The organism is Streptomyces sp. NPDC016562 (assembly GCF_043076955.1).
Lineage (GTDB): Bacteria > Actinomycetota > Actinomycetes > Streptomycetales > Streptomycetaceae > Streptomyces.
Genome location: NZ_JBIBRZ010000005.1, coordinates 346921 through 366298 on the forward strand (window position 1 = coordinate 346921; position 19378 = coordinate 366298).

The following is a 19378-nucleotide window of genomic DNA, read 5'->3' on the forward strand; positions in this document are numbered from 1 at the left end:
TCACGGCTTGTCCGGGTCGAACGCGTAAACGTACCGTTTTACGACCCCACCCCATCCGTCACAGAGGACCGCCCATGCCCCCGCTGCGCACCGCCCTCCTCCAGAGCTCGGGAGTGCTCGGCGACACCGCCGAGAACCTCAAGGCGCTCGACGAGGCCGCAGCGCGCGCCGCACAGAGCGGGGCCAGGCTCCTCGTGACCTCGGAGATGTTCCTGACCGGCTACGCGCTGGACCTCCAGGACATCCCCGGGCTCGCCGAACCGGCCGACGGCCCGTCCGCCGTCGCCATCGGCGAGATCGCCCGGCGCCACGGCGTCGCCGTCCTGTACGGCTACCCCGAACGGGCGGGCACAGCGGACGAGGCGGGCGAGACGGGCGGCGCGGTGTTCAACGCGGCGCAGCTGATCGGCCCCGACGGGGTCCGGCTCGCGAACTACCGCAAGACCCACCTCTTCGGCTGCTTCGAACAGGACGCCTTCACCCCCGGCGACACCCCCGTCGTCCAGGCGGACCTCGACGGCCTCCGCATCGGCATCATGATCTGCTACGACGTGGAGTTCCCCGAGAACGTCCGGGCGCACGCGCTCGCCGGCACCGACCTCCTCCTGGTGCCGACCGCGCAGATGCACCCGTTCCAGTTCGTGGCCGAACAGCTCGTCCCCGTACGGGCCTTCGAGAACCAGATGTACATCGCGTACGTCAACCGCACCGGCCCGGAAGGCGAGTTCGAGTTCATCGGACTCAGCTGCCTGGCGAGCCCCGACGGGGTCACCCGGACCCGGGCCGGCCGCGGCGAGGAGCTGGTGTTCGGCGAGGCCGACCCCGAGCTGCTGGCGGCATCCCGCGAGACCAATCCCTACCTGCGCGATCGCCGCCCCGGGCTCTACGCCTCCCTCGTCTAAGCCCCCCTCTTTCCCCAGCTCAGCCGCAAGGCCGCAAGGAGACGTACCCCCATGACGTCCACGGTGCCCACCACCGCCGTTCCGCACAGTGACGGACAGCCGCCGATCACCATGTTCGGCCCGGACTTCCCGTACGCCTACGACGACTTCCTCGCCCACCCGGCGGGCCTGGGCCAGATACCCGCGACCGAGCTCGGCACCGAGGTCGCCGTCATCGGCGGCGGTCTGTCGGGCATCATCTCGGCGTACGAGCTGATGAAGATGGGCCTGAAGCCCGTCGTCTACGAGGCCGACCAGATCGGCGGCCGCCTGCGCACCGTCGGCTTCGAGGGCGCCGGCACCGAGGAGCTCACCGCGGAGATGGGCGCGATGCGCTTCCCGCCGTCCTCCACGGCCCTGCAGCACTACATCGACCTCGTCGGCCTGGTCACGGAGCCCTTCCCGAACCCGCTGGCCGAGGCCACCCCCTCGACCGTCGTGGACCTCAAGGGCGAGACGCACTACGCCGAGACCATCGCCGACCTCCCGCAGGTCTACCGCGACGTGGCCGCCGCGTGGAACGCCTGCCTGGACGAGGGCGCCGACTTCTCCGACATGAACACCGCGATGCGCGAGCGGGACGTCCCGCGCATCCGCGAGATCTGGGCCAAGCTCGTCGAGAAGCTCGACGACGAGACCTTCTACGGCTTCCTCTGCAAGTCCGAGGCCTTCCAGTCCTTCCGCAAGCGCGAGATCTTCGGCCAGGTCGGCTTCGGCACGGGCGGCTGGGACACCGACTTCCCGAACTCCATCCTGGAGATCCTGCGCGTCGTCTACACCGAGGCCGACGACCACCACCGCGGCATCGTGGGCGGCTCCCAGCAGCTCCCGCTGCGCCTGTGGGAGCGCGAGCCCGAGAAGATCGTCCACTGGGCCCAGGGCACGTCCCTGTCCTCGCTCCACGACGGCACCCCGCGCCCCGCGGTGACCCGCCTGCACCGCACGGCCGGCAACCGCATCACGGTCACCGACGCCTCCGGCGACATCCGTACCTACCGTGCCGCGATCTTCACCGCCCAGTCCTGGATGCTCCTGTCCAAGATCGAGTGCGACGACACGCTGTTCCCGATCGACCACTGGACGGCGATCGAGCGCACCCACTACATGGAGTCCAGCAAGCTCTTCATCCCCGTCGACCGGCCGTTCTGGCTCGACAAGGACGAGGAGACGGGCCGCGACGTCATGTCGATGACCCTCACGGACCGCATGACCCGCGGCACGTACCTGCTGGACAACGGCCCGGACAAGCCCGCCGTCATCTGCCTCTCGTACACGTGGTGCGACGACAGCCTGAAGTGGCTGCCGCTGTCCGCGAACGAGCGGATGGAGGTCATGCTGAAGTCCCTCGGCGAGATCTACCCGAAGGTCGACATCCGCCGCCACATCATCGGCAATCCGGTGACCGTGTCCTGGGAGAACGAGCCCTACTTCATGGGCGCGTTCAAGGCCAACCTCCCGGGTCACTACCGCTACCAGCGGCGCCTGTTCACCCACTTCATGCAGGACCGCCTCCCCGAGGACAAGCGCGGCATCTTCCTCGCCGGTGACGACATCTCCTGGACGGCCGGCTGGGCCGAGGGCGCGGTCCAGACCGCCCTGAACGCCGTCTGGGGCGTCATGCACCACCTCGGCGGCTCCACCGACGCCACCAACCCGGGCCCGGGCGACGTCTACGACGACATCGCCCCGGTCGAACTCCCCGAGGACTGACCCCTCCTCTGCCCCCTCCCCGGGCCCAAGATCACGGGCCGCCCCCGCGCGAGCAGCGCGGAGGCGGCCCGTTCTCATGCTCGGCGCCGCCGGATCACAGCAGGCGGGCCGCGGACGCGGCCCGGACGGGGGTCAGTAGGCAGCGGCCGACCAGGCCGACGCCCGAGTCGAGGGACCGCGTGAACTCCTGCGCCAGGTCGGGGGAGCGGCGCAGGCTCCACAGCAGGCGGGCCGCGGCCCAGGCACCCGAATGGGCGCGGTCCAGGCTCCACGAGCCGAGCAGGTGGGTCAGCGGGTCGGCGATCTCCAGCAGGTCCGGACCCGGCATCAGGTCCTCGCGGATGTGCTCCTCCAAGGCGACCAGGGTGTCGCCGACCCGCTCGAAGTCCGCCTCAAGGGCCCGCGGTTCACAGTCCAGGGCGTGGCAGGTGGCCACCACCGCCAGCGCCAGGTCATGGCCGATGTGCGCGTTGATCCCGGCCAGCGCGTGCTGGAGCGGACGCACCCCCGGATGGCGGCGGTACTGCAGCAGCGGGCGCCAGCAGGCCGGCGGCCGGTCCGCCTCCACCGCCGCCAGGTAGCGCTCCGCGAAGCGGGCGCTCAGCACCGACGCCCTGCGGGGCGCGGGGAAACCCCCGTGGGAGATGCGCTCGTACAGCGCCTGCGTCACCGTCAGGTAGACCCGGTTGAAGACGGCGACACCGTCCTGCGCGGGGAGCCGCTCGTCCAGGGCGCGCATCCGCGCCAGCACCGCTTCCATGGGGGCAGGGTCGCAGGCGCCGCCGCCGATCCGGGGAACTTGGCCGTACGCTTCCCCGGTTCGGGCGAAGCGGCGTCAACCGCGCTTGTCCCCGGTGGCCGTGTCGTCGTAGGAGCTGGCCCCCGCGTCGAGCGGGGGCTCCCGCCGCTTGAGGTGCGCGGGGGCGAAGAACCGCAGCGCGTGGTAGCCGGTGATCACCACGATCGTGCCCAGGGCGATGCCGCCGAGCTCGAAGCTGTCCGTGATCCGCAGCGTGACGCCGCCGACGCCGATGATGATGCCCGCCGCGGCCGGCACCAGGTTGAGCGGATTGCGCAGGTCCACCCGGCCGTTGATCCAGATCTGGGCGCCGAGCAGGCCGATCATCCCGTACAGGATGACGGTGATGCCGCCGAGGACCCCGCCCGGGATCGCGGCGACGACCGCGCCGAACTTGGGGCAGAGCCCGAAGAGCAGGGCGAAGCCGGCCGCCGCCCAGTAGGCCGCCGTGGAGTAGACCCGGGTGGCCGCCATGACGCCGATGTTCTCGGAGTACGTGGTGTTGGGCGGGCCGCCGACCGCCGTGGACAGCATGGACGCGGCGCCGTCGGCCGCGATGGCCGTCCCCAGCTGGTCGTCGAGGGGGTCGCCGGTCATCTCGCCGACGGCCTTGATGTGCCCGGCGTTCTCGGCGATCAGCGCGATCACCACGGGCAGCGCGATCAGGATCGCCGACCACTCGAACTGCGGCGCATGGAAGGACGGCAGCCCGATCCAGTCCGCCCGGGAGACCGCGGACAGGTCGAGGCGCCAGTGGTCGACGGCCTCGGCCCCGCCCATGGAGGAGTGGATCCGGCCGAAGACCCGGTCGAGCACCCAGGACAGCCCGTACCCGAAGAGCAGCCCGAGGAAGATCGCGATGCGCGACCAGAACCCGCGCAGACAGACCACGGCCAGCCCCGTGAACAGCATGACCAGCAGCGCCGTCCACTGGTCCTGCGGGAAGTACGTGCTCGCCGTCACCGGCGCCAGGTTGAAGCCGATCAGCATCACCACCGCGCCCGTCACCACCGGCGGCATGGCCGCGTGGATGATGCGGGCGCCGAATCGCCGGACGGCCAGCCCCGACAGGAACAGCGCCGCGCCGACGACGAAGACGGCGCCGGTGACGACCGCGCTGTCCCCGCCCGACGCCCGGATGGCCGCCGCGACGCCGACGAAGGACAGCGAACAGCCGAGGTAGGACGGGACCCGGCCGCGCGTCGCGAGGAGGAAGATCACCGTGGCGACACCGGACATCATGATGGCCAGGTTCGGGTCCAGGCCCATCAGGACCGGCGCGACGAAACTGGCGCCGAACATCGCCACGACGTGCTGGGCCCCCAGCCCCGCGGTCCGCGGCCACGACAGCCGCTCGTCCGGCCGCACCACCGCCCCGGGGGCGGGGGTCCGCCCGTCTCCGTGCAGGGTCCAGCCCACGCCGAGGCGCATCTTCCACTCCACTTCTCCGGAGGACCATGCTCCGGCGGATCACACATCGAAGCCGCAGCGCCAGGGGTGCGGCTGCGGCCAGTCGACAGGTTACGGCCGAGTATCGGCAGTATCGGTGGTATCAGGCGTATCGGCAGGTTCGTCCCGGTGGGGCGGGCCTGCCTTCCCCGTAGCCTGCCCCACCGGCGGCCGCGGTCGCAGCACGGCCGCGCCCGCGGTCAGCGCGAAGGCCAGCAGGGTGACCAGGCCGAACGACACCACCAGCGAGGTCGCGTCGGCCACCGCGCCGATCGCCGACGGCGCGATCAGACCCGAGGTGTACGTGATCGTCGCGACACCGGCGATGGCCTGCGCCGGGGACGGCCCGCTGCGCGCCGCCGCCGCGAAGGCCAGCGGGACCACCACGGCGATGCCCAGCCCGATCATCCCGAAGCCGGCCAGCGCCGCCGCCGGATGAGCGGCCGTCACCACGAGCACCCCACCCGCGGTGGCCAGTACGCCGCCCGCGCGGACCGTGCGCACCGCCCCGAACCGGTCCACCACCCGGTCACCGGCCAGCCGCGCCACGGCCATGGTGAGCGCGAAGGCGGTGGTGGAGGCGGCCGCCAGGCCGGCGTCCGTGTCCAGGACGTCCCGCAGGTAGACCGCCGACCAGTCCAGGCTCGCGCCCTCGGCGAAGACCGCGCAGAACCCGATGGCGCCGATGAACAGGGCCGATTTCGGGGGCAGCGCGAAGTGCGGCGGAGCCGGCGCCTCCTGGTCGCTCCGGAGGTCCAGCACCCCCCGTACGGCGACCAGCCCGGCCGCGGTGAGGGACAGCGCGGCGATCAGGTGGTGCAGCCGGGCATCGGCCCCCAGGTGCGCGGCGACCGTGCCGGCGGCCGAGCCGAGCAGGGCGCCCACGCTCCACATGCCGTGCAGCGAGGACATGACCGAGCGGCCCAGACGGTTCTCGGTCTCCACGCCGAGCGCGTTCATCGCCACGTCCGACATCCCGGAGGTGGCCCCGTAGACGAAGAGCGCCAGACAGAGGGTGGGCAGGTTCGGGGCGAGGCTCGGGAGGATGAGGGAGAGCGTCCACATCGACAGCAGCACCCGCAGCGCCGGGCGCGCGCCGAACCGGTGGTTGACCCGCCCCGCCAGCGGCATCGCGAGCGCCGCGCCCAGGGCGGGGAAGGCGAGGGCGAGGCCCAGGGTGCCCGCGCCGAGCTGGGCGTGGTCCTGGATCCAGGGGATGCGGGTGGCGAAGGAGCCGGTGACGGCGCCGTGGGCGCAGAAGACGGCGGCGATGGCGAAGCGGGCGTGGCGCAGGCGCGCCGGGCTGAGGTCGGGTTCCCCGGTCATGCCGATAAACTATCAGGGAGCCTGCCTGATAGATGATGTCCTGACTCCCTAGGATGGGCGCTGTGACTCCAGCCTCCACCCCGGTGACGAATCCGGTGACCTCTCCGTCGTTGCCGCCGTCGTTGCCGGTCGCGCCGTTGTCCGCCTCGCCGTCGTCCGCCTTGCCCTCGCCCGCCTCGCCGAGCACGGCTCGGGCGCTGAACGACCGGCTCGCCCTGGAACTCCTCCAGGAACACGGCCCCCTGACGGCCACCCAGCTGAAGGCCTTGACCGGCCTCTCGCGGCCCTCCGTGGCCGACCTCGTCGACCGGCTCACCGGGGCCGGGCTGATCGAGGTCGCCGGGGAGTCCGGCGCGCAGAGGCGCGGCCCCAACGCCAAGCTGTACGGGATCGTCGCCGGGCGCGCCCACCTGGCCGCCCTGGACGTACGGACCGACCGGGTCACCGCCGTCGTCACCGACCTGCTCGGCCACCCCCTGGCCGAGGCCGCCCTGCCCGTCGGCGCGCCGCAGGACGCGGTGGCGGTCCTGCTGGACACCGCCCGCCGGGCCGGGGCCGGCGCCCTGCACACCGTGGTCGTCGGCGCGCCGGGCCTGGTGTCGCCCGCCACCGGCGAACTGCGCGACACCACCGGTCTGCCCGGCTGGCACCGCGACCTGGTGGGCGCCCTCCAGCGCGGCCTGTCCGCCGTGGTGGTCGTCGAGAACGAGACCAACCTGGCGGCCCTCGCCGAGCAGCGCCTGGGCGTGGCCCGCGACCTGGACTCCTTCGTCCTGCTGTGGCTCGGCGCGGGTGTGGGCGCGGGGGTGGTCCTGGACGGCCGGCTGCGGCGGGGCGCCTCCGGCGGGGCGGGCGAGATCGGCTTCCTGCCCGTGCCGGGCACCGGCGGACTGCCCTCGGCGGCCGACTGCGGGGGCGGGTTCCACGCGCTGGTGGGCCGGGAGGCCGTGACGGCGCTGGCACGCGAGTACGGCTTCGCGGGCTCGGCGGAGGAGGCCGCGGCCGGGGGCGCGGGGGAGGCGTTCCTCGAAGCCCTGGCCGAGCGGCTCGCGTTGGGGGCCGCGGCGGCCGCGGCGATCCTGGACCCGGGCTGCGTGGTCCTGGCGGGCGAGCTGGGCCGCGCGGGCGGGGCGGCGTTGGCGGCCCGGGTCGCGCATCGGCTGGCCGGGCTGACGCCCGTTCCGACGGAGGTCCGGGCCACGGAGCTCGGTGACCCGGCGGTTCTGGCGGGTGGGCGGTTGGCTGCGCGGGAGGCGGCGCAGGCGGTGCTGTTCGCTCCGGCGGCTTCGGCTGTTGTGTGAGGGGGCCTGGCGGCGCGGGGGGGGCCGGGGCCGGGGCCGGGGCCGGGCTGCGGGCCCGGCTGCGGGGCCGGTCGCGACGGGGCCGGGTGCGCGCCGGGGTGTCTCCTCGGGCGCCGAACGGTTCGGGGGGTCGGGAGGTGCGGCGGTGGCGCGTTCGACGCCCTGCGGGGACACCCCGCCACACACCCGGCCCCGTCGCGACCGGCGGTGGTGTCCGGTGCGGCCTGCGTTTTCCTCCAGGGCCCCCGGGGGTACGTCGGCACACGCCCGACCCCGTCGGGGAGGGGCGTGCGGCCGGGGCCCGGTGGCCGATTGGCCACCGGGGACTCAGGTGGTCAGCAGGTGCCCTGGTCCTTCCAGACGCCCCACTCGCCCGTGGTGCCGGGCTCCTCGTTCTGCGTCCACCACTGGGCCTTCCAGGTGTGGCCCTTGTGGGAGACGAGGCTGCCGGTGTTGTAGACGGTGCCCGCCACGTAGGCCGGGGTGGTGCAGGTTCCGCCCGTGGGGGGAGGGGTGGTCGGCGGGGTCGTGGTCTGGCCGCCCGGTTCCACCAGGGTGGTGCCCCGTGCCAGGTCGCCGGCCAGGGCGTAGGTGGTGCCGGAGATGGTCACCGTCCAGTTGGAGGGCGTGGACACCGGCAGGTAGTAGTTGAACGCCAGGTCGACCGAGGCACCCGGGGCCAGCGTCTGCCAGGCCGGGAGCTTCAGGGAGACCCGCTGGAAGTCGCCCTTGAGGCCGCCGACGTTGGGGCCGGTGTGGCCGCTGCTGATCACCTTCGTGCCGAAGCCGGACTGGTCCGAGGCGTTGTTCGGGGCGGAGGTGCCGTAGTCGAACTGGAACTCGGTGCCGCCGGGCAGCGTGGTGCGCGTGTTGTTGGTGATCCGCAGCTTCGGGGTGAGCGGGTAGTTGGAGTCGCCCAGCTTGAACTCGGTGAACTCCGTCTTGACGTCCACGGCCTGGGCGGGCAGGGCCGCGCCGGCCTTCTTCGCGCCGTACGGGGTGGCCGCCTTGAACTTGTCGTACATCAGGGAGGTGAGCGTGGCGCCGCTCTCGTACTGGCCCTTGGCCGCGTTGTACGCGTAGTCGCCCGCCAGCTCCCAGACCATCGTGCCGCCGATGCCCTTGTTGACCACGTAGTCGGCCTTGGCGGCCACCGACTGCTCGTCCTCGGTCGAGAGGAAGACCTTCTTCTCGGCGTTCCACAGCCACGGCGCCGCCAGGGTGGAGTCGTACTTGCGGACGTAGGTGCCGGTCAGCGTGGTGTTCGCCGGGAAGCCGTACTTGGTGACGTAGTCGCCGACGACCCCCTTCTCCAGGTTCTTGGCGTGCCACATCGGGTTGGAGCCGGCCGGGGACTCGGCCCCGTTGGTGTCCTTGTCGTGCCACAGGTTGTCGATGCCGACCGCGCCGTCACCGCACTTGGTCAGGCCCGCCCCGGCCGGGCAGGTGGTCGCGGGGGCCTTGCCCCACAGACCGTCCGTGCCGCCCTGCACGTTCTTGAAGCCGCGGGTGTAGTACGGCAGGCCGATGTTGATGCGGCCTCCCGGCATCGAGCCGCGGAAGTAGTGGTACGCCCAGTCGGTGTTCAGGTAGCCGATGCCGCCGTACTGGGAGGTGGAGTAGACGCCCGCGGCGGCCAGTTCCCCGTCCTTGCCGTCGTCGAACAGCGAGGCGTTGGGGCCGACGTGCTCGTTCCAGGCGCCGTGCAGGTCGTAGGACATGATGTTGACGTAGTCCAGGTACTTCTGCACCTGGAACGTCTCCATGCCGCGCAGCAGGTAGCCGGAGGAGGGGGCGGCGACGGAGAGCAGGTAGTGCTTGCCGTCGGCGGCGCCCGCGCGGTCGAGCTTCTCGCGCAGGGACTTCATCAGGGCCGCGTAGCCCTGGACCAGGCCGGCGCGGCGGGCGTTGGACAGCTGCCAGTCCAGGGGGTTGCCCGCGTCCTTCATGGTGGTCGGGTACTCGTAGTCGATGTCGACGCCGTTGAACCCGTACGTGCGGATGAACGCGACGGAGGAGTCGGCGAAGGTGTCGATGCCGGCCTGGTTGACGGAGCCGTCGGCGTTGGTGGCCATGGAGTAGAAGCCGCCGGAGGCGACCCGCTTGCCGTCGTCGCCGAAGTAGCCGCCGGTCTCCGCCCAGCCGCCGACCGAGATGAGGGTCTTGACGTTCGGGTGCTGCTTCTTGAACTTCGTCAGCTGGTTGAAGTGGCCCTTGTACGGGAGGGCCGGGTCCATCTCGGCGCCCGCGACGCCCGGCCAGGTCATCCCGGTGGCGGCGTTGTTCGCGTTGTCGGAGCCGACCGAGATCTTGTTGTCGGCGCCCACGTGGGCGAAGGCGTAGTTCAGGTGGGTGACCTTGGGCCACGGGATGTCGTGGGCGAGGTAGGCGGGGGCGCCGTCCTTGCCGGTGCGCCAGCCGGTGAAGTATCCGATGACGCGACGCTGGTGGTCGGCGCCCATCTTCTCGCGGCCCTCGGCGTCGTAGACCGAGCAGTACGGGACGTCGACGCCGGCCGTCTTGTAGAGCCCGTCGGGGCGACAGCTCTCGTGGTCGGCGGCGTGCGAGACGCCCGCCGAGAGCCCGCCCAGCAGCAGTCCGGCGATTGCGGCGCCGGATGCCAGGAGCATCGCTCTCGAACGTGTGGGGGACGGCATGGTGCCTCCTGGGGAGGGGAGGATGGCAGGGGCATGACAGGGCGCACAGCGCACATCTGACGGGCTGTTGCCGGGAAGTTGAAGGGAACGTTAAGAGGACTAGACCACCCCGTCAATAGGTCTGGACCAACCGCGGTCCACTTGACAAAACCCGCTCCGGTCCGGTCCTCCTGTGAGCCAGGCCACACCACATCACTCGCGTGGCTGCCGATCCCCCGTGGCAGACTGGCTTCAGTACCAGTAGCAGCGCACTCCGGGGTCGGTGTAATTCCGAACCGGCGGTTATAGTCCGCGACCCGTCCGCAGCCAGCGGCCGGTTGACCAGGTGAGATTCCTGGACCGACGGTTAAAGTCCGGATGGGAGGCAGTGCGCGGCGGGCCAGTCACCGGTACGCCGCCGTCGGCGGTTCATCGGCACATCCCTGTGGATGTCTCCGAGCGGACCGCTTTTCCGGCCTCGGCGTCCCCGTGTGAGCTGTACCGCTTCATCTGTCGTATCCCGACAGGCCCCGGAGTCCGTGCCCGATGAGGCAGGAGGACCCGGTGGCGACCCACGCCGCGCACGCAGCACCCGACGCGGACACCCGCGCCATGGGCCGAGCCGTCGAGCTCGCCGCCCGCGGACTCGGCTCCACCAGCCCCAACCCGGTCGTCGGCTGCGTCATCACCGACGCCACGGGCGCGGTCGTCGGCGAGGGCTGGCACGAGCGGGCCGGCGGACCGCACGCCGAGGTCCACGCCCTGCGGGCGGCCGGTGAGGCCGCCCGCGGCGGCACCGCCTACGTCACCCTCGAACCCTGCAACCACACCGGCCGTACGGGACCCTGCGCCCAAGCCCTGATCGCGGCCGGGATCACCCGCGTGGTCTATGCCGTCAGCGACCCCGACCCGCGGGCCGGCGGCGGCGCCGCCACCCTGCGGGCCGCCGGGATCACCACGGAGGCCGGGCTGCTCGCGGACGAGGCCGAGGCGGGCAACGCCGCCTGGCTGACCTCCGTACGCCTCGGCCGCCCGTACGTCACCTGGAAGTACGCCGCCACCCTCGACGGCCGCAGCGCCGCCGCCGACGGCAGCAGCCGCTGGATCACCTCCGCCGAGTCCCGGGCCGACGTCCACCGGCTGCGCGCCGAGGCCGACGCCGTCCTCGTCGGCGGCGGGACGCTGCGCCAGGACGACCCGCACCTCGCCGTCCGGGACGTCGAGGGCGCGACCCAGCCGCTGCGGATCGCGCTCGACACCCACGCCACGATCCTGCCGACCGCCCGCATCCTCGACGACGCCGCACCGACCCTGATCGTCGTCGGCGAGGACGCCGACACCCGGCACCTGCCCGGCGTCGAGGTCCTCCGACTGCCCCTGCACGGCGGCCGCATCGGCGTCCACGACCTGCTCACCCACCTGTACGCCCGCGGCGTGCGCTCCCTGTTCCTGGAAGGCGGACCCACGCTGGCGGGCGCCTTCCTCGAAGGCGGAGCCGTCGACCGGGTCGTCGGCTACCTCGCCCCCGCCCTCCTCGGCGCGGGCCCCGCCGCCCTCGCCGACGCCGGCGTCACGAACATCTCGCATGCGGTGCGCCTCGACATCACCGAGGCCGTCCGCATCGGCCCCGACCTGCGCATCACCGCCGTCCCCACCGTCCACACGCCCCCCAAGGAGCACTGAAGTGTTCACCGGAATCGTCGAAGAACTGGGCGAGGTCACCGCCGTCGAGCAGCTCGAGGAAGCCTCCCGCTTCCGGCTGCGCGGCCCCCTCGTCACCGAGGGCGCCAAGCACGGCGACTCCATCGCCGTCAACGGCGTCTGCCTGACCGTCGTGGAGAGCGCCGACGGCGAGTTCACCGCCGACGTCATGCAGGAGACCCTCAACCGCTCCAGCCTCGGCGCCCTGACCAAGGGCTCCCGGGTCAACCTGGAGCGCCCGATGGCCCTCGGCGGACGGCTCGGCGGCCACCTGGTCCAGGGACACGTGGACGGAACCGGCGAGATCCTCTCCCGAACCCCCTCCGAACACTGGGAGATCGTCAAGATCGCCCTCCCCGCGAACCTCTCGCGCTACGTCGTCGAGAAGGGCTCCATCACGGTCGACGGCGTCAGCCTCACCGTGGTCGAGGCCGCCGCCGACTGGTTCACCGTCAGCCTCATCCCCACCACCCTCGCGCTGACCACGCTCGGCATCAAGCAGAGCGGCGACCCGGTCAACCTGGAGGTCGACGTCCTCGCCAAGTACGTCGAGCGCCTGCTCGCGGGCCGGGAGGCCGGCCAGTGAGCGCCCTGAACTGGCTGAACTCCGAGGCGTTCACCGCCTTCGACCAGCACATCAAGTGGTCCGACATGATCGGCAACACGATCGGTCTGCTCGCCCTCGCCCTCGGCTGGCGGCGCTCCATATGGACCTGGCCCGCCCAGTTCCTCTCGGGCGTCATCCTCTTCGTGGCCTTCGCCGCCGGCCACCTGTCCGGCAGCGCCGGCAAGCAGGTCGTGGTCATGCTCGTCGCGGCCTGGGGCTGGGCGCAGTGGAGCCGCGGCCGCCACAAGGCCCAGGACGGCACGATCGCCGTCCGCTTCGCCAGCTGGCGCGAGCGCGGAGTCCTCGTCGGCGCCGCCGCCCTCGGCACCGTCGCCGTCGCCCTGCTCTTCACCGCCTACCCGGCGCTGTCCTGGGACCCCTGGCCCGACGCCTACATCTTCGTCGGCACGATCGTCGCCATGTACGCCCAGTCGCGCGGCATGGTCGAGTTCTGGTTCGCCTGGCTCCTCGTCGACCTCGTCGGCGTGCCCCTGAACTTCGCCAACGGCTACGCCTTCTCCGGCTTCGTCTACGTCATCTACGGCGCGCTCGTCCTGTGGGGCCTGCGCGACTGGTGGCTCCGCTCGCGCACCACCCCCGCCCCGGCCCTGGAAGGAGCAACGGCATGACCAGCCTCAAGCCCGTGCCCGACGTCCCCGAAGAGACCTTCCGCCTCGACCCCGTCGAGCAGGCCGTCCGCGACATCGCGGCGGGCCGTCCGATCGTCGTCGTCGACGACGAGGACCGCGAGAACGAGGGCGACCTCGTCATCGCCGCCGAGAAGGCCACCCCCGAGATCATCGCCTTCATGATGAGCGAGTGCCGCGGCCTGATCTGCGCCCCCATGGAGGGCCCCGAGCTGGACCGGCTCGAACTCCCGCAGATGGTCCAGCACAACACCGAGTCGATGCAGACCGCCTTCACCGTCTCCGTCGACGCGAGCGCCGTCCACGGCGTCACCACCGGCATCTCCGCCTCCGACCGGGCCACCACCCTGCGCCTGCTCGCCGGCGGGATCGCCCAGCCCACCGACTTCGTCCGCCCCGGCCACGTCTTCCCGCTGCGCGCCAAGCCCGGCGGCGTGCTGGTCCGCAACGGCCACACCGAGGCGGCCGTCGACCTCGCCCGCCTCGCGGGCCTGCGCCCGGTCGGCGCGATCGTGGAGATCGCCGGTGAGGACGGCGTCATGCTGCGCCTGCCCGAGCTGATCCCCTTCGCCCGCAAGCACGGCCTGACGATCATCTCCATCGAGGACCTGATCGCCTACCGCCGCTCCGCCGAGCCCACCGTGCGCCGCGAGGCCGAGGTCAGCCTGCCCACCGCCTTCGGCCCCTTCACGGCGTACGGCTACCGCTCCACCGTCGACGGCGTCGAGCACGTCGCCCTCGTCCACGGCGACGTCCGCGCCGACGGCGGCGAGGACGTGCTGGTCCGCATGCACTCCGAATGCCTGACCGGCGACATCTTCGCCTCGCAGCGCTGCGACTGCGGCCCCCAGCTGCACGCCTCCATGGAGCGCATCAAGGCGGAGGGCCGCGGGGTCGTCGTCTACCTGCGCGGCCACGAGGGCCGCGGCATCGGACTGCTGTCCAAGCTGCGCGCCTACGAGCTCCAGGAGCGCGGCCGCGACACCCTCGACGCCAACCTGGAGCTGGGCCTGCCCGCCGACGCCCGCGACTACGCGGCCGGCGCGCAGATCCTCGGCGACCTCGGCGTGCGCAGCGTCCGGCTGCTGACCAACAACCCGGAGAAGTCCGACGCCCTCGTCCGGCACGGGATCACGGTCACCAGCCGGGAGTCCATGCCGGTGGAGGCGGGCGAGCACAACCTGCGGTACCTGCGCACCAAGCGGGACCGGATGGGGCACGACCTGCCCTGGCTGGACGCGGCCGCGACCACGTCCGCCTGCGGCAACCAGTAGAACGAACGCACCACATCCCCTACGAACCCTACGAACCACCGAGGAGCAGAGCTGTGAGCGGCAAGGGCGCACCCGAACTGAGCGTGAAGAACTGCGGAGACCTCCGAGTCGCCGTGATCGCGGCCCAGTGGCACGAGAAGGTCATGGACGGACTGGTCGACGGCGCCCTGCGGGCCCTGCACGAGCTCGGCATCGACGAGCCCACCGTGCTCCGCGTCCCCGGCAGCTTCGAGCTCCCGGTCGTGGCGAAGGTACTGGCCGGTCGCGGTTACGATGCCATCGTCGCCCTCGGAGTGGTCATCCGCGGCGGCACCCCGCACTTCGACTACGTCTGCCAGGGCGTCACCCAGGGCCTGGTACAGGTGTCGATCGACACCGGAGTCCCCGTCGGCTTCGGTGTGCTGACCTGCGACAACGACGAGCAGGCGCTGGACCGCGCCGGGCTTGAGGGGTCGAACGAGGACAAGGGACACGAAGCGGTCACCGCCGCCGTCTCCACCGCCATGACCCTGCGGACCGTCAGCGAACCCTGGCGCTGAGTGGCGTGGGGAAACCCCGTATTCTGAGGACCATCATGGCGAACAAACCCTCCAAGAGCTTCGAAGAGCTCTTCACCGAGCTCCAGCTCAAGGCCGCCGACGGCGACCCCAGCACCTCCCGCACCGCCGAGCTCGTCCACAAGGGCGTCCATGCCATCGGCAAGAAGGTCGTCGAGGAGGCCGCCGAGGTCTGGATGGCCGCCGAATACGAGAGCAAGGACGCCGCCGCCGAGGAGATCTCGCAGCTGCTGTACCACGTCCAGGTGATGATGGTCGCGCGCGGGATCTCCCTCGACGACGTCTACGCGCACCTCTGAGCCAGGCACGCACACACCCCGCCCGATCACGCCACCACGCACCAAAGGAAGCCCCATGCTGCGCATCGCCGTCCCCAACAAGGGTTCACTCTCCGGACCGGCGTCGGCGATGCTCCATGAGGCCGGCTACCGCCAGCGCAAGGAGTCCAAGGAGCTCGTGGTCGTCGACCCCGAGAACGAGGTGGAGTTCTTCTACCTCCGCCCCAAGGACATCGCGATCTACGTCTCCTCGGGCAAGCTCGACATCGGCATCACCGGCCGCGACCTGCTGCTCGACTCCGGCGCCAGCGCCGAGGAGATCCTGCCGCTGAACTTCGGGCGTTCCACCTTCCGCTACGCCACCAAGCCCGGCACGGCGAAGGGCCCCGAGGACTTCCACGGCATGACGATCGCGACCTCGTACGAGGGAATCGTCGCCAAGCACCTCGCCGACCAGGGCATCGACGCCTCCGTCGTCCACCTGGACGGCGCGGTCGAGACCGCCATCCAGCTCGGCGTCGCCCAGATCATCGCGGACGTCGTCGAGACCGGCACCAGCCTGCGCAACGCGGGCCTGGAGGTCATCGGCGAGCCGATCCTGCGCTCCGAGGCCGTCGTCATCCGCCGCAACGGCGCCGACCCCGAGGACCCGCAGGCCCAGCAGTTCCTGCGCCGCCTCCAGGGCGTCCTGGTCGCCCGCAGCTACGTGATGATGGACTACGACTGCCGCGCCGAGCACCTGGAGCGCGCGGTCGCCCTCACCCCGGGCCTGGAGTCGCCGACCATCTCCCCGCTGCACAACGAGGGCTGGGTGGCCGTCCGCGCCATGGTCCCGGCCAAGGAAGCCCAGCGGATCATGGACGACCTGTACGAGCTCGGCGCGCGCGCGATCCTCACCACCTCCATCCACGCCTGCCGTCTCTGACCCGTCCGGCCCGCGACACCACTGCAGAAGGCACCCGAAGCACCATGGCCGAGTCCGCCGCCCAGCCCGTACCCACCCTGCCGGTCACCTTCCGGCCGACCCGCACCCGGGTCGTCCTGCTGGGCGTCGGGCTCGCCATGTTCACCACCATCACGGCGATCGCCCTGCTGCTGGAGAACCTCGGCCCGGGGGAGCGGATCAGCTTCGTCTTCACCGCCGTCCTGCTGACCTCCGTACTCGTCCTGCTCAGCCGCCCCAAGGTGGTCGCGGACGAGGGCGGGGTCACCGTCGTGAACCTGACCACCACCCGCCGCCTGGAGTGGGCGCAGATCCTGCGCGTCAACCTACGCCCCGGCGACCCGTGGGTGTTCCTCGACCTCAGCGACGGCACCAGCCTGCCCGCCCTCGGCATCCAGCCGGGTGTCGCCAAGCAGCAGGCGATCGGCGACGCCCGCGCCCTGCGCGGCCTCGTCGAATCCCGGGGAACCGGCACGAACGCCCACTGATCGCCCCGATCCCCGCCGCTGCGTACCGTTGCGGCCACGATCTCAGTGACTACCCTGGTGGCGGGGCGCAGCTGTGCGCCCCCCCACCGGCCCCGGGACCCCGTGGCCCGCGGGCACCTGCGACTTGAGGAGTGACTCCCTCCAGCAATGGACGGATCGTCCGGTAATACCCGCGCCGCCCTCCCCCCGGAGGCGGCGGCATGAGCACCCCGTTCCTTCTTCTCCTGGCGGCCTTCGCCCTGATCCTCGCCAACGGTTTCTTCGTGGCGGCCGAATTCGGCCTCGTCACCGTGGAGCGACCCGAGGCCGAGCGCGCCGCAGCCGACGGAGACCGCCGTGCCCGTACGGTGGTCAAGGCCCTCGGGGAGCTGTCCTTCCAGCTCTCCGGCACCCAGCTCGGCATCACCATCACCTCCCTCGTCGTCGGCATGCTCGCCCAGCCCGCGCTCGCCGCCTTGCTGGCCGGGCCGCTGGCCGCGGCGGGCCTGCCCCGGGGAGCCGTCGCCGGCGTCGCCGTCGTCATCGGCATGCTGCTCGCCTCCGCCGTCCAGATGGTCGTCGGCGAGCTCGTCCCGAAGAACTGGGCGGTCTCCCGGCCGCTCCAGGTGGCCCGCTTCGTCGCCGGACCGCAAAACGCCTTCTCCCGCGTCTTCCGGCCGGTCATCGCCGGCCTCAACGCCGTGGCCAACCGGCTCGTCCGGGCGCTCGGCGTGGAACCCACCGACGAGATGGCCTCGGCCCGCACCCCCGGCGAACTGGTCTCCCTGGTCCGCCACTCGGCCCAGGCCGGCGCCCTCGAACAGGACACCGCCGACCTCTTCGTACGGACCCTGTCGCTGGGCGACCTCACCGCCCAGCACGTCATGACGCCCCGGGTGAAGGTCAGCGCCCTGATGCACACGGCCACCGCGGCCGACGTGCTCAACCTGACCCGCGCCACGGGCCTGTCCCGCTTCCCGGTCTACCGCGAGCGCATCGACGAGATCACAGGCGTCGTCCACCTCAAGGACGCCCTCGCCGTGCCCGAGGCCGAACGCGACCGCACCAGCGTCAGCCGGATCTGCGTCGCCCCGCTGCTGGTGCCCGGCTCCCTGCCCGTGCAGCCGCTGCTGGAGCGGCTGCGCAGCGAACAGCCCATGGCCGTCGTCGTCGACGAGTACGGCGGCACCGCCGGCGTCGTCACGCTGGAGGACATCGTGGAGGAACTCGTCGGCGAGGTCCGCGACGAGCACGACCTCGCCGAGGACGACATCCCCGAACTGGCCGCCGTCGCGGCCGAGGACGGCCGCCCCTCCTGGGAGGCCGACGGCAGCTGCCGGGTCCAGACCCTGCGCCGGATAGGCCTGGAGGTCCCCGAAGGCCCGTACGAGACCGTCGCCGGCCTCGTCGCCGACCTGCTCGGCCGGATCCCCGCCCCCGGGGACCGCGCGGAGCTCCCCGGCTGGAGGCTGTCCGTCCGCCGCGTCGGCCGCAACCGCGCCGAGCGGGTGCGCCTCGTACGGCTGACCACGGTGCCCGCGGCCGGCCCGTACCAGCAGCCCCACCAGAGCGGCCACGCCGCCGTCCTCGGCTCCGGCCGCCACGGCGACCCGGTCCCGCAGCGGGCCGAGCTGGAAGGAGCCGCCCGATGAACGCGCTCCAGCTGCTCTTCGCCCTGCTCCTGGTCCTGGCCAACGGCTTCTTCGTCGGAGCCGAGTTCGCCCTCGTCTCCGTACGCCGCAGCCAGATCGAGCCCCTCGCGGCCGAGTCCAAGCGGGCGCGCCAGGTCCTGCACGGCCTGGAGAACCTGCCCCGCATGATGGCCGCCGCGCAGTTCGGCATCACCGTGTGCTCGCTCACCCTCGGAGCGGTCGCCGAACCCACCGTGGCCCGGCTCCTGGAACCGGTCTTCCACGCCGTCCACGTACCGCACGGCCTGGTCCACCCGCTCGGCTACGCCGTCGCGCTCGCCGCCGTGGTCTTCCTGCACCTGGTCATCGGCGAGATGGTCCCCAAGAACCTCGCCATGGCCGCCCCCGAGAAGACCGCCCTGTGGTTCAGCCCCGGCCTGGTGGCCTTCGCCCGCGTGTGCGGGCCCGTCACCACCGGCCTCGGGGCCTGCGCCAAGCTCGTCCTCAGGCTCTTCAAGGTCGAGCCCAAGGACGAGGTCGAGGCCGTCTACACCTCCGCCCAGCTGGGCCGGCTCCTCAAGGACTCCCGGCAGGCCGGGCTCCTGGAGCCGGTCGAACAGGAACGGCTGGAGGACGCGCTGGAACTGGGCAGCCGCCCCGTCACCGACGTCCTCCTGGACCGGGACCGCCTCGTCACGGTCGGGCCCGCCGTCACCCCGCGCCAGATCGAGCAGCTGACCGTGCGGACCGGCTACTCCCGCTTCCCCGTCCGCGCCGACAGCGGCGCCTTCATGGGCTACCTGCACGTCAAGGACGTACTGGACCTGGAGGACCGGGAGCGGGCCGTACCCCAGCGGGTCTGGCGCCGGATGACCACGCTGTCCGCGACGCTCCCGCTGGACGACGCGCTCAGCGTCATGCGCAGGGAGGCCACGCACCTGGCCCAGGTCGCCGACCCGGCGGGCGGGGTGCTGGGCCTGGTGGCCCTGGAGGACGTCCTGGAAATGCTGGTGGGCGAGGTCCGCGACCCCGCACACCGCGTCCCGGCAGGCCGGACGTAGCAGCCCCGCCTCCGGCGCCGTCACCGCCGTCGCCGTCGCCGCGGCCCGCC

17 protein-coding genes and 1 riboswitch are annotated in these 19378 nt (G+C 72.1%); of the genes, 13 read left to right on the forward strand and 4 right to left on the reverse strand.

What is annotated here, in order from left to right; all coding sequences use genetic code 11:
• Positions 1 to 74: 74 nt before the first annotated feature.
• Together ACF059_RS23335 and ACF059_RS23340 are read left to right on the forward strand one after the other, a co-directional pair.
• A complete protein-coding gene (locus ACF059_RS23335; RefSeq protein WP_392060180.1) occupies positions 75 to 902 on the forward strand; it encodes a carbon-nitrogen hydrolase family protein in 828 nt (275 codons plus the stop codon).
• Between the two features lie 51 nt (positions 903 to 953).
• Complete coding sequence (locus ACF059_RS23340; RefSeq protein WP_366866738.1) at positions 954 to 2651, forward strand: NAD(P)/FAD-dependent oxidoreductase; 1698 nt, start codon at positions 954 to 956, stop codon at positions 2649 to 2651.
• A 94-nt stretch (positions 2652 to 2745) separates the two neighbouring features.
• Here the strand turns inward: ACF059_RS23340 and ACF059_RS23345 are convergent, their stop codons facing one another.
• The 3 genes from ACF059_RS23345 to ACF059_RS23355 form a co-directional block, all read right to left on the reverse strand.
• Positions 2746 to 3411 carry a DUF5995 family protein gene (locus tag ACF059_RS23345; protein WP_392060183.1) on the reverse strand — a complete coding sequence of 222 codons (666 nt, stop codon included), beginning with the start codon at positions 3409 to 3411 and terminating at the stop codon, positions 2746 to 2748.
• Between the two features lie 75 nt (positions 3412 to 3486).
• The gene (locus ACF059_RS23350) at positions 3487 to 4881 is read right to left on the reverse strand and encodes a uracil-xanthine permease family protein (RefSeq protein ID WP_392060186.1); all 1395 of its coding nucleotides are present in this window, start codon (positions 4879 to 4881) and stop codon (positions 3487 to 3489) included.
• A 90-nt stretch (positions 4882 to 4971) separates the two neighbouring features.
• Positions 4972 to 6225: an MFS transporter gene (locus ACF059_RS23355; RefSeq protein WP_392060190.1), complete on the reverse strand. Its 1254-nt coding sequence runs from the start codon at positions 6223 to 6225 to the stop codon at positions 4972 to 4974.
• 161 nt (positions 6226 to 6386) lie between these two features.
• On the opposite strand from ACF059_RS23355, the gene ACF059_RS23360 reads away from it, so the two are divergent.
• Positions 6387 to 7526, forward strand: coding sequence for an ROK family transcriptional regulator (locus ACF059_RS23360; protein WP_392060364.1), 1140 nt, complete (start codon positions 6387 to 6389; stop codon positions 7524 to 7526).
• Positions 7527 to 7861: 335 nt separating this feature from the next.
• Here ACF059_RS23360 and ACF059_RS23365 read toward each other — a convergent pair whose 3' ends face one another.
• On the reverse strand, positions 7862 to 10183 hold the full coding sequence (locus ACF059_RS23365) for a chitinase C-terminal domain-containing protein (protein WP_392060193.1): 2322 nt from the start codon (positions 10181 to 10183) through the stop codon (positions 7862 to 7864).
• 244 nt (positions 10184 to 10427) lie between these two features.
• Positions 10428 to 10558: riboswitch (FMN riboswitch) on the forward strand.
• A 150-nt stretch (positions 10559 to 10708) separates the two neighbouring features.
• Between ACF059_RS23365 and ribD the strand changes: the two genes are divergently transcribed.
• The 10 genes from ribD to ACF059_RS23415 all read left to right on the forward strand — a co-directional run bounded on the left by ribD (position 10709) and on the right by ACF059_RS23415 (position 19328).
• Complete coding sequence (gene ribD, locus ACF059_RS23370) at positions 10709 to 11845, forward strand: bifunctional diaminohydroxyphosphoribosylaminopyrimidine deaminase/5-amino-6-(5-phosphoribosylamino)uracil reductase RibD (RefSeq protein WP_392060196.1); 1137 nt, start codon at positions 10709 to 10711, stop codon at positions 11843 to 11845.
• 1 nt (position 11846) lies between these two features.
• Complete coding sequence (locus tag ACF059_RS23375; RefSeq protein WP_392060199.1) at positions 11847 to 12449, forward strand: riboflavin synthase; 603 nt, start codon at positions 11847 to 11849, stop codon at positions 12447 to 12449.
• A gap of 5 nt (positions 12450 to 12454) precedes the next feature.
• The gene (locus ACF059_RS23380) at positions 12455 to 13099 is read left to right on the forward strand and encodes a nicotinamide mononucleotide transporter family protein (protein ID WP_366866840.1); all 645 of its coding nucleotides are present in this window, start codon (positions 12455 to 12457) and stop codon (positions 13097 to 13099) included.
• On the forward strand, positions 13096 to 14391 hold the full coding sequence (locus tag ACF059_RS23385; protein ID WP_392060202.1) for a bifunctional 3,4-dihydroxy-2-butanone-4-phosphate synthase/GTP cyclohydrolase II: 1296 nt from the start codon (positions 13096 to 13098) through the stop codon (positions 14389 to 14391). The genes ACF059_RS23380 and ACF059_RS23385 overlap by 4 nt, the downstream gene beginning before the upstream one ends.
• A 53-nt stretch (positions 14392 to 14444) precedes the next feature.
• Positions 14445 to 14930: a 6,7-dimethyl-8-ribityllumazine synthase gene (gene ribH, locus ACF059_RS23390; protein WP_215031692.1), complete on the forward strand. Its 486-nt coding sequence runs from the start codon at positions 14445 to 14447 to the stop codon at positions 14928 to 14930.
• A 35-nt stretch (positions 14931 to 14965) separates the two neighbouring features.
• Complete coding sequence (locus ACF059_RS23395) at positions 14966 to 15247, forward strand: phosphoribosyl-ATP diphosphatase (RefSeq protein ID WP_243631636.1); 282 nt, start codon at positions 14966 to 14968, stop codon at positions 15245 to 15247.
• 55 nt (positions 15248 to 15302) lie between these two features.
• A complete protein-coding gene (gene hisG, locus ACF059_RS23400) occupies positions 15303 to 16151 on the forward strand; it encodes an ATP phosphoribosyltransferase (RefSeq protein WP_360902259.1) in 849 nt (282 codons plus the stop codon).
• Positions 16152 to 16195: 44 nt separating this feature from the next.
• Positions 16196 to 16657, forward strand: coding sequence for a PH domain-containing protein (locus ACF059_RS23405; protein ID WP_392060206.1), 462 nt, complete (start codon positions 16196 to 16198; stop codon positions 16655 to 16657).
• Positions 16658 to 16857: 200 nt separating this feature from the next.
• Positions 16858 to 18288 (forward strand): hemolysin family protein, encoded by a 1431-nt coding sequence (locus tag ACF059_RS23410; RefSeq protein ID WP_361952799.1) that lies wholly within the window; start codon positions 16858 to 16860, stop codon positions 18286 to 18288.
• On the forward strand, positions 18285 to 19328 hold the full coding sequence (locus ACF059_RS23415; RefSeq protein ID WP_392060209.1) for a hemolysin family protein: 1044 nt from the start codon (positions 18285 to 18287) through the stop codon (positions 19326 to 19328). The genes ACF059_RS23410 and ACF059_RS23415 overlap by 4 nt, the downstream gene beginning before the upstream one ends.
• The last annotated feature ends 50 nt before the right edge of the window (positions 19329 to 19378 follow it).